Annotated in this window: 13 protein-coding genes; 11 read left to right on the forward strand and 2 right to left on the reverse strand. The window is 67.4% G+C overall.

The genetic code is table 11. The features are described 5' to 3' along the window. Positions 1-116 precede the first annotated feature (116 nt). The 5 genes from E9536_RS13345 (at position 117) to lpdA (ending at position 6,161) form a co-directional block, all read left to right on the forward strand. Positions 117-743, forward strand: a complete 627-nt coding sequence (locus tag E9536_RS13345) for a flavin reductase family protein (protein WP_060086530.1) — start codon at positions 117-119, stop codon at positions 741-743. 406 nt (positions 744-1,149) lie between these two features. Continuing rightward, entirely contained in the window at positions 1,150-2,382 is a 1,233-nt protein-coding gene (locus tag E9536_RS13350; protein ID WP_027787930.1) for a 3-methyl-2-oxobutanoate dehydrogenase (2-methylpropanoyl-transferring) subunit alpha, read from the forward strand. A 2-nt stretch (positions 2,383-2,384) separates the two neighbouring features. After that, positions 2,385-3,425, forward strand: a complete 1,041-nt coding sequence (locus E9536_RS13355; RefSeq protein WP_136470030.1) for an alpha-ketoacid dehydrogenase subunit beta — start codon at positions 2,385-2,387, stop codon at positions 3,423-3,425. A 1-nt stretch (position 3,426) separates the two neighbouring features. After that, positions 3,427-4,764 (forward strand): dihydrolipoamide acetyltransferase family protein, encoded by a 1,338-nt coding sequence (locus tag E9536_RS13360; RefSeq protein WP_136469962.1) that lies wholly within the window; start codon positions 3,427-3,429, stop codon positions 4,762-4,764. 5 nt (positions 4,765-4,769) lie between these two features. After that, positions 4,770-6,161, forward strand: coding sequence for a dihydrolipoyl dehydrogenase (gene lpdA, locus E9536_RS13365; protein ID WP_027787927.1), 1,392 nt, complete (start codon positions 4,770-4,772; stop codon positions 6,159-6,161). A gap of 96 nt (positions 6,162-6,257) precedes the next feature. Here lpdA and E9536_RS42540 read toward each other — a convergent pair whose 3' ends face one another. After that, positions 6,258-6,386, reverse strand: a complete 129-nt coding sequence (locus tag E9536_RS42540) for a hypothetical protein (protein ID WP_282186909.1) — start codon at positions 6,384-6,386, stop codon at positions 6,258-6,260. A 443-nt stretch (positions 6,387-6,829) separates the two neighbouring features. On the opposite strand from E9536_RS42540, the gene E9536_RS13380 reads away from it, so the two are divergent. Beyond that, the gene (locus tag E9536_RS13380) at positions 6,830-7,459 is read left to right on the forward strand and encodes an NAD(P)H-binding protein (RefSeq protein WP_027787926.1); all 630 of its coding nucleotides are present in this window, start codon (positions 6,830-6,832) and stop codon (positions 7,457-7,459) included. Between the two features lie 24 nt (positions 7,460-7,483). Here the strand turns inward: E9536_RS13380 and E9536_RS13385 are convergent, their stop codons facing one another. Then, complete coding sequence (locus E9536_RS13385; RefSeq protein ID WP_136469963.1) at positions 7,484-8,401, reverse strand: LysR family transcriptional regulator; 918 nt, start codon at positions 8,399-8,401, stop codon at positions 7,484-7,486. A 127-nt stretch (positions 8,402-8,528) separates the two neighbouring features. Between E9536_RS13385 and speB the strand changes: the two genes are divergently transcribed. The 5 genes from speB to E9536_RS13415 all read left to right on the forward strand — a co-directional run bounded on the left by speB (position 8,529) and on the right by E9536_RS13415 (position 13,730). Further along, a complete protein-coding gene (gene speB, locus E9536_RS13390; protein WP_136469964.1) occupies positions 8,529-9,494 on the forward strand; it encodes an agmatinase in 966 nt (321 codons plus the stop codon). Beyond that, positions 9,487-9,951: a GNAT family N-acetyltransferase gene (locus E9536_RS13395; protein WP_136469965.1), complete on the forward strand. Its 465-nt coding sequence runs from the start codon at positions 9,487-9,489 to the stop codon at positions 9,949-9,951. The genes speB and E9536_RS13395 overlap by 8 nt, the downstream gene beginning before the upstream one ends. A 136-nt stretch (positions 9,952-10,087) precedes the next feature. Then, positions 10,088-10,765 carry an SOS response-associated peptidase family protein gene (locus tag E9536_RS13400; RefSeq protein WP_124815684.1) on the forward strand — a complete coding sequence of 226 codons (678 nt, stop codon included), beginning with the start codon at positions 10,088-10,090 and terminating at the stop codon, positions 10,763-10,765. A gap of 303 nt (positions 10,766-11,068) precedes the next feature. Then, positions 11,069-12,499, forward strand: coding sequence for a cytosine permease (locus tag E9536_RS13410; protein ID WP_027787921.1), 1,431 nt, complete (start codon positions 11,069-11,071; stop codon positions 12,497-12,499). A gap of 160 nt (positions 12,500-12,659) precedes the next feature. Next, on the forward strand, positions 12,660-13,730 hold the full coding sequence (locus tag E9536_RS13415; RefSeq protein ID WP_136469966.1) for a porin: 1,071 nt from the start codon (positions 12,660-12,662) through the stop codon (positions 13,728-13,730). Positions 13,731-13,771: the final 41 nt, after the last annotated feature.

Here is a 13,771-nt window from a genome sequence, read left to right on the forward strand (position 1 = left end):
ATACGACGCCGTGTGATACTGGCCGCGCACGTCGTACTGAACGCCGTTACCGTCATCGGCACGTGTGATGCGCCGATGGAATCCAACGCAGTTTGCATCCCGCAAGACCGCCCGTCATGACCGATTCGACCCACCACTATTACGAACCGTCGCAAGGCCACGGCCTTGCACATGATCCCTTGAACGCGATCGTGGGCCCGCGCCCGATCGGCTGGATCTCGTCGCGCGGCAGCGACGGTACGGTCAACCTCGCGCCCTACAGCTTCTTCAACGCATTCAACTACCGTCCGCCGATCATCGGTTTTTCGAGCGTCGCCGCGAAGGACAGCCTGCGCAACGTGCAGGAGACCGGCGAGTTCGTATGGAACCTCGCGACGCGCGAGCTCGCCGAGCGGATGAACCAGACGTGTGCCGCGGTGCCGTACGACGTGAACGAGTTCGAGCTGGGCGGCCTGACCGCCGTGCCGTCGCGTCTGGTCGACGTGCCGCGCGTGGCGGAAAGCGGGGTCAACTTCGAATGCAAGGTGACCGACGTGATTCGCCTGCGCGATCACCAGGGCGTGGAAACGCCGGCGTCGCTGGTGCTCGGCGAGGTCGTCGCCGTTCATATCCGCCAGGATCTGCTGAAGGACGGCCTCTTCGACACGTTCGGCGCCGGCATCATTCTGCGCGCGGGCGGCCCGTCGGCCTACGTGCACGTCAAGCCCGACAGCCGGTTCGACCTGTTTCGCCCCGACGCATGATCCGTCGCACGCCGCAACGATCGCCAAGGGCGCGCTGACACGCCCGAACGGATGACAAAAGACCCCGTGGATCTCCAGGATTTCGCGGGGTCTTTTGCTTCGTGTCGTCATGCAGCCCGGGTGTGCCGATCCGTCCGGCGCCGATGCCCCGGCGCTGCGCGCCGGGTACCGCAGCGCCGCAAACGCATCATGGGTTTACCCCGCCTGCCGTGCCGATGGCGCGCCGACGCCCGTCATGGCAAATCTGCTCACCGCGATCGAGCGGCTTGGGCATCGACGTCCGTCGCCGCAGGGCATAAATTTTGAAGGTTGACGTGCTTATCCGCCCGTCAGCCCACGCGCAGGCCGGCAACCGGTCGCGCGTTCCCAAACAGCGTGAGACACAATCGAGCGTGGAGACGACACGATGAGCCTGTCAGAGCCATTGCGTCTGCATGTGCCGGAGCCCACCGGGCGCCCGGGCTGCAAGACGGACTTTTCCTATCTGCATCTATCGCCGGCCGGTGCGGTTCGCCGCCCGCCGATCGACGTTGCCGCGGCGGACACTGCCGATCTCGCCCGCAGCCTCGTGCGCGTGCTCGACGACAGCGGCAAGGCGGTCGGCCCGTGGGCACCGGATCTCGACGACGCGCGGCTGATCGCCGGCCTGCGCGCGATGCTCAAGACCCGTATTTTCGACGCGCGCATGATGATCGCGCAGCGCCAGAAGAAGATCTCCTTCTACATGCTGAGCCTCGGCGAAGAGGCGATCGGCACCGCGCATGCGATGGCGCTGCGCGACGGCGACATGTGCTTCCCGACCTACCGCCAGCAGAGCATCCTGATCGCGCGCGACGTGCCGCTCGAGCGCATGATCTGCCAGCTGATGTCGAACGAGGGCGACCCGCTCAAGGGCCGCCAGCTCCCCGTGATGTACTCGGACCGCGACGCGGGCTTCTTCTCCATTTCCGGCAACCTTGCGACGCAGTTCATCCAGGCGGTCGGCTGGGCGATGGCGTCGGCGATCAAGGGCGACACGAAGATCGCGTCCGCGTGGATCGGCGACGGCGCGACGGCCGAATCCGACTTCCACACCGCGCTCACGTTCGCGCATGTGTACCGCGCGCCGGTCGTGCTGAACGTCGTCAACAACCAGTGGGCGATCTCGACGTTCCAGGCGATCGCGGGCGGTGAGGGCACGACGTTCGCGGGGCGCGGCGTCGGCTGCGGGATCGCGTCGCTGCGCGTCGACGGCAACGACTTCCTCGCGATCTACGCGGCGTCGAGCTGGGCGGCCGAACGTGCGCGCCGCAATCTCGGCCCGACGCTGATCGAGTGGGTGACCTACCGTGCGGGCGCGCATTCGACGTCGGACGATCCGACCAAGTACCGGCCGAGCGACGACTGGTCCCATTTCCCGCTCGGCGATCCTGTCGAACGCTTCAAGCGCCACCTGATCGTCAAGGGCATCTGGTCGGACAGCGCGCACGAGGCGTTGACGGCCGAGCTCGAGGCCGAGGTGATCGCCGCGCAGAAGGAAGCGGAGAAATTCGGCACGCTGGCCGACGACCGGATTCCGTCACCGGCCTCGATGTTCGACGACGTCTACAAGGAGCTGCCCGCGCACCTGCGCCGTCAGCGCCAGGAACTGGGAGCATGATCATGGCGCAACACGAGACAGGCACGGCAACGCAGCCGATGACGATGATCCAGGCGCTGCGCTCGGCGATGGACGTGATGCTCGGGCGCGACAGCGACGTGGTCGTGTTCGGGCAGGACGTCGGCTATTTCGGCGGCGTGTTCCGCTGTACCGAAGGATTGCAGAACAAATACGGGAAGTCGCGCGTGTTCGATGCGCCGATCTCCGAAAGCGGGATCGTCGGCGCGGCGGTGGGGATGGGCGCATACGGGCTGCGCCCGGTGTGCGAGATCCAGTTTGCCGATTATTTCTACCCGGCATCCGACCAGATCGTGTCGGAAGGCGCGCGGCTGCGCTATCGCTCCGCCGGCCAGTTCACCGCACCGATGACGATCCGCATGCCCTGCGGCGGCGGCATCTACGGCGGCCAGACGCACAGCCAGAGCCCGGAGGCGATGTTCACGCAGGTGTGCGGGCTGCGCACGGTGATGCCGTCGAATCCGTACGACGCGAAAGGGCTGCTGATCGCGTCGATCGAGAACGACGATCCGGTGATCTTCCTCGAGCCGAAGCGGCTGTACAACGGGCCGTTCGACGGCCATCACGACCGGCCCGTCACGTCGTGGCTCAAGCATCCGTCGAGCGCGGTGCCCGAGGGCTACTACACGGTGCCGCTCGATACGGCCGCCGTGGTGCGTCCCGGCAACGACGTGACGGTGCTGACCTACGGCACGACGGTGCACGTGTCGCTCGCCGCGGCCGAGGAGACGGGCATCGATGCGGAGGTGATCGACCTGCGCACGCTGTGGCCGCTCGACCTCGACACGGTCGTCGCATCGGTGCGCAAGACCGGGCGCTGCGTCGTGGTGCACGAGGCGACGCGCACCTGCGGTTACGGGGCGGAACTGGTGTCGCTGGTCCAGGAACATTGCTTCTACCACCTCGAGGCGCCGGTTGAGCGCACGACGGGCTGGGACACGCCGTATCCGCATGCGCAGGAGTGGGCGTACTTTCCGGGCCCGACCCGGGTCGGTGAAGCGTTGCGACGCGTGATGGAGGCGTGAGATGGGGATTCATGTCATCAAGATGCCGGATATCGGCGAAGGGATTGCCGAGGTCGAACTGGTGGCCTGGCACGTGGAAGTCGGGCAGACGATCAAGGAAGACCAGCCGCTCGCCGATGTGATGACCGACAAGGCGGCGGTCGAGATTCCGTCGCCGGTGACGGGCAAGGTGATCGAACTCGGCGGCCGGATCGGCGAGATGATGGCGGTCGGCAGCGAGCTGATCCGCCTCGAGGTCGAAGGTGCCGGCAACCTGAAGGCCGGCGCACCGGTGCGGGAATCAAAGGTAGAAACCGCACCGGTCGCGGCCGCGCCGTCGACGACGGTGGCCGACGCGCCGGCAGAATCGCCCGCCAGGCCGGCGACGAAGCACGCGCCTGCGGAGCCGCGTCACGCGAAGCAGGCCGAACGCAAGGAGCACGTGGAGCCGCCGCGCGCGGCACTCGCGCCGGGTGAACGGCCGCTCGCGTCGCCGGCCGTGCGCCAGCGCGCATGGGACATGGGCATCGAGCTGCGTTATGTGCGCGGCACGGGGGAAGCCGGACGGATCCTGCACGCGGATCTCGATGCGTATGCGGGCAGCGGCGGCGGTGCGGCGCGCGGCGCCCGCGGATCGCGGGCGCACGGCTACGACGAACGCAACGATGAAACCGAGGTGCCGGTCATCGGCTTGCGGCGCGCGATCGCGCGCAAGATGCAGGAAGCGAAGCGCCGCATTCCGCACTTCAGCTACGTCGAGGAGATCGACGTCACCGAGCTCGAATCGTTGCGTACGGATTTGAACCGCCGCTACGGCGACACGCGCGGCAAGCTCACGCCGCTGCCGCTGCTGATCCGCGCGATGGTGATCGCGTTGCGCGACTTTCCGCAGATCAACGCGCGTTTCGACGACGAAGCGGGGGTCGTCACGCGCTACGGCGCGGTGCACATGGGCGTCGCGACGCAGACGGACAGCGGCCTCACGGTGCCGGTGCTGCGTCACGCGGAAGCGAAGGACGTGTGGTCGATTTCCGCCGAGATCGCGCGGCTCGCCGACGCGGTGCGCACGAACCGCGCGCAGCGCGACGAACTGAGCGGCTCGACGATCACGATTTCGAGCCTCGGCGCGCTCGGCGGCATCGTGTCGACGCCGGTCATCAATCATCCCGAGGTCGGCATCGTCGGCGTGAACCGGATCGTCGAGCGGCCGATGATCCGCGACGGCGCGGTCGTCGCACGCAAGATGATGAACCTGTCGTCGTCGTTCGACCATCGTGTCGTCGACGGCGCGGACGCGGCGGAATTCATCCAGGCGGTGCGCGCGGTGCTCGAACGCCCGGCACTGCTGTTCGTGGAGTGAGCGCAATGAAGAACGAACACACCACGCTACTGGTGATCGGCGGCGGCCCGGGCGGCTACGTCGCCGCGATTCGCGCCGGCCAGCTCGGCATTCCGACCGTGCTCGTCGAGCGCGACCGCCTCGGCGGCACGTGCCTGAACATCGGCTGCATTCCGTCGAAGGCGCTGATCCACGTGGCCGACGCATTCGAACAGGCGCGCGGCCATGCAGGCGAGGGCGCGCTCGGGATTCGCGTGCGCACGCCCGAGATCGACATCGCGAAAAGCGTCGCATGGAAGGACGGTATCGTTGACCGGCTGACGCGCGGCGTCGGCGCGCTGCTCAAGAAGAACGGCGTGCGCGTGTTGCACGGCGACGCACAGGTGGTCGACGGCAAGACCGTCGACGTCGTCGCCGGCGGCCACACGACGCGGATCAGCTGCGAGCACCTGCTGCTCGCGACCGGTTCCGAACCGGTCGCGCTGCCGTCGATGCCGTTCGGCGGGCATGTCGTGTCGTCCACCGAGGCGCTGTCGCCCACGACCCTGCCGAAGCGGCTGGTCGTGGTCGGGGCCGGGTACATCGGGCTCGAACTCGGGATCGTCTATCGCAAGCTCGGCGTCGACGTGAGTGTCGTCGAAGCGGCGGAGCGCGTGTTGCCCGCGTACGATGCCGAACTCGCGCGGCCGGTTGCCGATTCGCTCGCGCGGCTCGGCGTGCGGCTGCTGCTCGGCCACAAGGTGCTCGGCCTCGCGGAGCACGGCGCGGTGCGCGTGCAGGCCGCCGACGGCGCGGAGCAGACGCTGCCGGCCGATCGCGTGCTGGTTGCGGTTGGCCGCCGGCCGCGCGTCGACGGTTTCGGGCTCGAGTCGTTGCCGCTCGATCGCAACGGCCGCGCGCTGTGGATCGACGACGAATGCCGGACGTCGATGCGCAACGTCTGGGCGATCGGCGACGTCGCCGGCGAGCCGATGCTCGCGCATCGCGCGATGGCGCAGGGCGAGATGGTGGCCGAGCTGATCGCCGGAAAGCGCCGCAAGTTCATGCCCGCGTCGATCCCGGCCGTGTGCTTCACCGATCCGGAGATCGTCACGGCCGGCTGGTCGCCGGACGACGCGCGGGCGGCCGGTGTCGATTGCGTGAGCGCGTCGTTCCCGTTCGCGGCGAACGGGCGCGCGATGACGCTGCAGGCGACCGACGGCTTCGTGCGCGTGGTCGCGCGGCGCGACAACCACCTGATCGTCGGCTGGCAAGCGGTCGGGCGCGGCGTGTCGGAGCTGGCCGCGGCGTTCTCGCAGTCGCTGGAGATGGGTGCGCGGCTGGAGGACATCGGCGGCACGATCCATGCGCATCCGACGCTGGGTGAAGCACTGCAGGAGGCCGCGCTGCGTGCGCTCGGGCATGCGTTGCATGTCTGACGGGCTGGCGTGACAGGGAGCCGCCGGTGCGCAGCGTGCGCACCGGCGGCTTTTCGTCTGAGGCGCCGGCTTCCGCGCTAGCGCTTGCGCCGTTCGTCATGACGGTGCGCGCAGGTCGACGTGTGGCGCCGTCACGTCGTGACAGAACGCATCGATCGCATCGACCATCTGCGGCAGCCCGGGCTGCTCGGGCGGATAACGGCTCGCGTTCTCCGGCATCGTCACCTGGGCGGCTGTCGATCAAGGAAATCACGCAGGAACCGGGATTCGGCGACATGTCGTTGCTCTCGCAGGCATACGAGCGCTGGAGCGTGTCGCGACACGAGACGGCCGGGTCGTAGCGTACGCCGGCATCTTGTTCGAAAGACGGCGAAAAATGAATGTTCTCTTTTTCATTGGCCGCGTCATTTGTCGTATCAATGTCGAAAAAATATCAATATCGAGCGTTTTGATGCGGTAAAAATCTCGAATGTACGCGGAACTGAAGCGTCGACGAAGCCTAGCGGTAGTCGTGCCGCGTCAAGTCAGAGACAGGAAATAAGCACGGCCTGTAACTTTTCGAGATGTTGGGCGCTTGTCGGTGCCGAGTCGGCCGACGATCATGTGGGAAGCCGGAAACCGGGGCGTTCCCGCTCCGCCAACGCAGGCTCCACACGGAAGAACCGGACATGAAATTGCTGCTCGTCGGCGCGACCGGACTCGTCGGGCGTCACGTCCTCGAAGTCGCGCTCGCCGATGCGCGGGTCGATCAGGTGATCGTCCTCGCGCGCCGCCCGTTGTCGCCGCACCCGAAGATGCGCGCGCTCGAGGTCGATTTCGATCATCTGCCCGACGCGGCCGACTGGTGGCATGCCGATGCCGTGATCTGCACGCTCGGCACCACGATGCGGGCCGCCGGCTCGAAGGCGGCGTTCCGGCGCGTCGACCACGACTATCCGCTCGCGGTCGCGCGGCTCGCGCACCGCCACGGCACCCCGGCCTACGTCCTGAATTCCGCACTCGGTGCGGACCCGGCATCGAGCATCTTCTACAACCGCGTGAAGGGCGAGGTCGAGCAGGCGCTCGCCGGCGTCGGGTTCGCGTCGCTCACGTATGTGCGGCCCGGGCTGATCGGCGGCAGCCGCGACGAATTCAGGCTCGGCGAGCGGCTGCTGGTGTTCGCGTTGAACGCGGCCCGCCCCGTGTTGCCGGCGAAGTGGCGAGTGAATCCCGCGTCGCGGATTGCCCGCGCGCTGCTCGACGCGGCGATCGACGCGCGGCCGGGCGTGCAGGTCATCGCGTCCGACCGGCTCGCCTGACGCGCAACGGGCGGCGCGCGCAGGTCACGGGCCCGCGAAGCCGTCGAGCTCGCCGAACTGTTCGGCGAGCGCCGCCGTGAACGCTTCCAGCGCTTCGCTGCCGTCGCAGTTGCGCGGCGTCGCGAGCTGGAATTCGACCGTATGGCTCAGCTTGCTCGCGAGCAGCCGGCGCATCTTCCCGGCGGCGACCCACGGTGCCGCGACATGGTCGGGCAGGAAGCCGACGTGCGCGCCGGACAGGATGAAGATCACGTCCGCGTCGACGTTTTCGGAGAACGCGGTCGGCTGCGCGTTGCGCAGCGCCGCACCCGACGTGTTCGTCTTGTAGAGCCGAGCGACGTTGCTCGCGCCCGCGATGTCGTTGACCGACACGTTCTTTTTCGCAAACAGTGGATGCCGGGCGCCGCAGTGCAGCGACTGGTGTTCGACGAACAGCGGCGTGTAGTGCAGGCCGGCCTGGTGGCCGGAAAAATAGCCGATCGCGAGCTGGAGTTCGCTTTTCAGCAGCCGGCGTTCCAACTCGTCGGGCGGTACCGCGACCATCTCGATCAGCACGTCCGGCGCTCGTTCTCGAAAGCGGCCGACGCTTGCCGCGATCGATTCGACGACGTCCGGTGCCAGTCGCTCGGACAGCCCGATACGCAGCTCGCCGAGCAACGTGCCCGACACGTGCTGCGTATCGCGTGTGAACACGTCCATCGCGTGCAGGAGCCGCCGCGTCGACTGCAGCACGCGTTCGCCCTTCGGCGTCAGCCGGAAGCCGCTCTTGCCGCGATCGCACAGCCGGAACCCGAGACGCGTCTCGAGCTTGGCCATCTGCGTGCTGATGGTCGAAGGCGCCATGCCGAGCGTGCCTTGCGCGGCGCTGAAGCCGCCGCTTTCGACGATCGTCAGAAAGAGCCGCAGCAGCTGCACATCCATGTCTCTCAATCGGGTCAGCATGACGATACGTCGCGTTTCGTGAAGTCGGCTTATATTAGTTCATATTTTTCGTCGGATGCCGGGGCGGCAGAATCGGGCACGAGGTCGCCAGCCGCGCGGCCGTCCCCCTTCAGACAGGAAGCCGACGATGAGCCAGAACGATTTCGCATTCACGCGCGACAGCCTCTACGGCACGCAGGCCGAGCCGACCTTCGCGGGCGCGACGAGCTTCATGCGCCGGCGTTTCAGCCGCGATCTCGATGGCGTCGACCTCGCGATCACGGGCGTGCCGTTCGATTCCGCCGCATCGCACCGGCCCGGCACGCGCTTCGGCCCGCGCGGGTTGCGGATCGCGTCGACGGGCATCGCGTGGGAGCGCCCGTGGCCGTGGTTGTTCGATCCGTTCGACGTGCTGGCCGCGGTCGACTACGGCGATTGCGCGTTCGATCTCGGGCAGCCCGAATCGGTGCCGGGCGCGATCGAGCGGCATGCCGACGGAATCCTCGCGCGCGGCTGCGCGATGCTGACGCTCGGCGGCGATCACTTCATCACGTATCCGCTGCTGAAGGCGCACGCGAAAGTGCACGGGCCGCTGTCGCTCGTGCATTTCGATGCGCACACCGACACGTGGCCCGATCGCGACGTCAAGCGCATCGATCACGGGACGATGTTCTATCACGCAGCGCGGGAAGGATGGGTCGTGCCCGGACGGTCGGCCCAGGTCGGCATCCGGACGACCAACGACGCGCCGATGGGCTTCGACATCCAGGATGCGCGCCACGTGCATGTGTCGACGCCCGCCGCGATCGCCGCGCGCATTCGCGACCGGGTCGGCGATCATCCCGTGTACCTGACGTTCGACATCGACTGCCTCGATCCCGCGTTCGCGCCGGGCACGGGTACGCCGGTTTCGGGCGGGCTGTCGAGCCATCAGGCGTTCGAGATCCTGCGTCACCTGGAGGGCATCAACCTGGTCGGCATGGACGTGGTCGAAGTGTCGCCGCCGTATGATCATGCGGAAATCACGTCGCTGGCCGGCGCGACGATCGCGCTGGAGCTGATCTGCCTGTATGCGTCGCGCCGGCGCACCACGGAAAAATCGAACGATGACTGAACTCACCTGGCGCGAGGCCGTTCCCGACGATGCGGCCGCGTGCATCGAACTGCGCGGCAAGACGCGCGAGAACGCATTCACCGACGCGCAGTTGCGCGACCTCGGCATCACCGTCGAAAGCTGGGGCGACGGCATCCGGGACGGCCTGGTCTCGGGCCGGGTCTGCTGCGCGAACGGGCGCATGGTCGGCTACTGCTTCGGCGACACCGGATCGGGCGAGATCGTCGTGCTCGCGATCCTGCCCGAGTACGAGGGGGCGGGGATCGGCAAGCGGCTGCTGCAGCAGGTGATCGACGCGTTCGTCGCGAACGGCTTCACGTCGCTGTTTCTCGGGTGCTCGACCGATCCGGCGTCGCGCTCGTACGGCTTCTACCGGCATCTGGGCTGGACGCCGACGGGCACGCTCGACGAAGCCGGCGACGAAATCCTGACGCTGCGGATCGCGCGGTACGCATGACGGCAAGCGGCGGAGGCGCCAGGCGCTTTGTCGATCCGTCGCTTCGTAAAACTGTTTCGTCATACCAAGCGATCGCGTGACCGCGGCGCCCGCGCTGACCTACGATGGAGACATCGCTTCCACCGTCCACCGAGCCGTGTGCACCCACTACCGCGCTCCCGATGAAGACCCGGGCATCAGCGAACTGAAGATCGGAATCGGCGACCTGTTCCGCCGCGACCCCTGGGCACCCGACGTGTATCCCGACTACGCGGCGCCGGTCGCGCGCGCCGACGGCGACGGCCTCGAGGTCGTCGCGGCCGTGTTCGGTTTCTGGCCGAAATTCATGCAGCCCGAGCGGGTCGACGAGCACGGTCGAAAAAGAAAGAAACTCGATACGGTGAACGCGCGGGCGGAAACGGTCGGCTCGTCGCGGCTCTACGGCACCGCGTGGCGCAACGGCCAGCGCTGCCTGATCCCGGTGCGCTGGATCGTCGAACCCTGTTACGAAACCGGTCGCAACGTGTGGCACCGGATCGGCGTCGCCGGCTGGCAACCGTGCTGCGTCGCCGGCATCTGGCGGCGCTACGAAGGCGCCGACGGCCGCGAGCGCGTGGGCATGGCGATGCTCACGGTCAACGCCGACGCCCATCCGCTGTTCGCACGGATGCATCGGCCCGGCGAAGAGAAGCGGGGCGTCGTGATCCTGCGCCGCGACGATTACGACGAGTGGCTGCACGTACGCGACATCGAGGCAGCCCGGCGCATGCTGACCGTGCTCCCGGCCGCCGACATGACGGCCGAACCCGATCAGGCGTCGCCCGCGCGCACCTGAGCTTTCATTATTCCGACGTTCTGCTTTCGACAAAACCGGCCGAAGCTGTGCCGATTGTTCGGACGATTTCGAAAATCGGCTGATACCGGGTAATCACCGATATCTCGCAAGTTGTATATACAAGATCATCCGCTGGCAATGTCGGCACACGTCGTGCCGCTTGCGCGCCAGCGCGCAAACCGTGCGTGCGTGGCGCATGCCGGCGATCCACGGCGCCCCGCACCCGCAGAGCCGAAAGGGCGGCTCGCAGCTTCCCGTCTTGTTCGAACCATTTGTGATCCTGAGTATTTTGGAGATTTGCCCGTGTCAACGAATCCCAGTGGAAAAGCCGGCGGCCTGATCGAAGTCCGATCGATCGACTTCATTCCCGACGCCGAGCGCCACGGCGGCCTGCTGAGCCAGTTCACCCTGTGGCTGTCGGCCAACCTGCAGATCACGGCCATCGTCACGGGCGCGCTCGCCGTCGTGCTCGGCGGCGACGTGTTCTGGTCGCTGGTCGCGCTGCTGCTCGGCCAGTTCGTCGGCGGCGCGGTGATGGCGCTGCATGGCGCGCAGGGGCCGCAGCTCGGGTTGCCGCAGATGATCTCGAGCCGCGTGCAGTTCGGCGTCTACGGCGCGATGATCCCGATCGTGCTCGTGTGCCTGATGTACATCGGTTTTTCCGCGAGCGGTTCGGTACTGGCCGGGCAGGCCGTCGCGCAGCTGCTGCACGTCGACGACGCGGCCGGCATCCTGCTGTTCGCGGCCGTGATCGTCGTGCTGACCGTGTTCGGTTATCGCGCGATCCATGCCGTCGGCCGGGTCGCGAGCGTGATCGGCATCGCCGCGTTCGTCTACATGTTCACGCAGCTGTTCGCGAACCACGACATCGGCGCGCTGCTCGCGAACCGGCATTTCTCGCTCGCGAGCTTCCTGCTCTCGATGTCGCTGTCCGCGTCGTGGCAGATCGCGTTCGGTCCGTACGTCGCCGACTACTCGCGTTACCTGCCGCGCTCGACGTCGTCGGTCGCGACGTTTCTCGCGGTCGGCCTGGGCTCGGTGATCGGCGCGCAGGCGGCGATGGTGTTCGGCGTGTTCGCGGCCGCACTGGCCGGCAGCCAGTTCGCGCACCATGAGGTGGCGTATATCGTCGGCCTCGGCTCGACCGGCGCCGTGGCCGCACTGCTGTACTTCAGCATCGCGTTCGGCAAGGTGACGGTGACGGCGCTCAACGCATACGGCAGCTTCATGTCGATGGCGACGATCGTCAGCGGCTTCCGCGGCAAGGGCGCCGTGTCGTCGAAGAGCCGCCTCGTCTACATCTTCGGGATGATCTGCGTCTCCACGCTCATCGCGCTCGCGGGCCGCCATTCGTTCCTGAAGGAATTCACCGCGTTCATCCTGTTCCTGCTCGCGTTCTTCACGCCGTGGAGCGCGATCAACCTGGTCGACTACTACTGCTTCACGCGCTCGCGCTACGACGTGCCGGCGCTGTCCGATCCGGACGGCCGCTACGGCCGCTGGAACGTGATGGCGATCACGATCTACGTCGTCGGCATCCTCGTGCAGTTGCCGTTCATGTCGACGCACATCTACACGGGCCCGCTCGTCGATGCGCTCGGCGGCACCGACATCTCGTGGATCCTCGGCCTGATCGTGCCGGCCGTGCTGTATTACGTGGGCGCGCGCGCGTCGCGCCGCAGCATTCCCGAACGCCTGATCCTGCCGCTCGAACGCGGCGAAGTTCACCACTGACGACACGTCACGCGCATCGGGCCGGCCGGCTGCCGGCCTGAATGCCGCGCGAGCCGGGCGCTGCCTGCGCCGGGTTCTTCCACACGTTTCCCTTTCGACGATGCCGGTGCGGCGCGGCTGCCGCGCGCGGTGTCGTTTCATTCTCAGGCCATTGAATAGTATGACCAAGAAAACGACAGCCCGCGGCAGCGACTCCCGGGCGCGGATGGTGCACGCCGGTCTTCGCGTGATGGTGGCGGCGGCGTGCGCCGCCGGATCGGGCGCGGCGCTCGCGCAGGACGGCGTCACGCTGTATGGCGTGATCGACGAGTTCGCGCAGTACGTGAACACGGGCAACGGCTATACGGCGGCGATCGGTTCGGGCGGGCAGTGGGGCAGCCGGTTCGGGCTGAAGGGCGGCGAGGATATCGGCGGAGGGCAGAAGATCGAGTTCGCGCTGGAGAACGGCTTCAACCCGAACGACGGCTCGCTGGCAAGTTCGGGCAGCCTGTTCAACCGGCAGGCGTGGGTCGGCATCGCGGGGCAGTGGGGCAAGGTGCGCGCGGGCCGCCAGAATTCGCCGCTGTTCAACGACCAGGGCGGGCAGGATGCGTTCGGCGGTGTCACGCAGGCGTCCGGCATGGACAACCTGACCGTGTTCGCGTTCCGCACCAGCAATACGCTGTCGTACCAGAGCCCGGAGATCGCCGGCTTCCAGGGCGGGCTGTACTTCGGGTTCGGCGATGCGGGCGGCGTGCGCTCGGCGGGCGCCAGCCGGCAGTTCGACCTGACTTACGAACACGGGCCATTCGGCGCGTTCGTCGCGGGCCAGTGGCTGAAGAACGCGATGGCGACCACGACCGATCGTACGATCATGGCCGGCGTGTCGTACGAGATCGGCAAGGCGACCGTGTACGGCGGTTTTTCCGCGGTGAAGTGGGCCGATCTCGGCATCGATTCGCGCGTGTACGGGCTGTCGGTCAAATACCAGTTCAATCCGGCGAACTACGTGGCGCTCGGCTACGCGTATCTGCACGACCAGTCGTCGCAAGGCAACAATGCGGACCAGCTCGGGCTGATGTACGAGTACGACCTGTCGAAGCGCACGAGCTTCTACGGCGCGCTGTCGTACCTGCGCAACCGCAACCAGGCCAGCTACACGCTCGCCGGTGCGGCGAACCCGGGCCTGCCGCTCGCGTATCCGGGCGCGAATGCGCGCGGCGTGCAGCTCGGCATCGTGCATCGCTTCTGACGTTGCCGACGCGCCGGGCCGGGTGCGCCCGGCGCTTTCCT

This window comes from Burkholderia sp. LS-044 (assembly GCF_004803625.1).
GTDB lineage: Bacteria > Pseudomonadota > Gammaproteobacteria > Burkholderiales > Burkholderiaceae > Burkholderia > Burkholderia cepacia.

Bases quoted from the DNA above. Each gene is read 5' to 3' on its own strand.
- E9536_RS13415 (WP_136469966.1), top strand. From the start codon at position 12,660: ATGACCAAGAAAACGACAGCCCGCGGCAGCGACTCCCGGGCGCGGATG.
- speB (WP_136469964.1), top strand. From the start codon at position 8,529: ATGAGCCAGAACGATTTCGCATTCACGCGCGACAGCCTCTACGGCACG.
- lpdA (WP_027787927.1), top strand. From the start codon at position 4,770: ATGAAGAACGAACACACCACGCTACTGGTGATCGGCGGCGGCCCGGGC.
- E9536_RS13360 (WP_136469962.1), top strand. From the start codon at position 3,427: ATGGGGATTCATGTCATCAAGATGCCGGATATCGGCGAAGGGATTGCC.
- E9536_RS13345 (WP_060086530.1), top strand. From the start codon at position 117: ATGACCGATTCGACCCACCACTATTACGAACCGTCGCAAGGCCACGGC.
- E9536_RS13355 (WP_136470030.1), top strand. From the start codon at position 2,385: ATGGCGCAACACGAGACAGGCACGGCAACGCAGCCGATGACGATGATC.
- E9536_RS13385 (WP_136469963.1), bottom strand. From the start codon at position 8,401: ATGCTGACCCGATTGAGAGACATGGATGTGCAGCTGCTGCGGCTCTTT.
- E9536_RS13395 (WP_136469965.1), top strand. From the start codon at position 9,487: ATGACTGAACTCACCTGGCGCGAGGCCGTTCCCGACGATGCGGCCGCG.
- E9536_RS13350 (WP_027787930.1), top strand. From the start codon at position 1,150: ATGAGCCTGTCAGAGCCATTGCGTCTGCATGTGCCGGAGCCCACCGGG.
- E9536_RS13380 (WP_027787926.1), top strand. From the start codon at position 6,830: ATGAAATTGCTGCTCGTCGGCGCGACCGGACTCGTCGGGCGTCACGTC.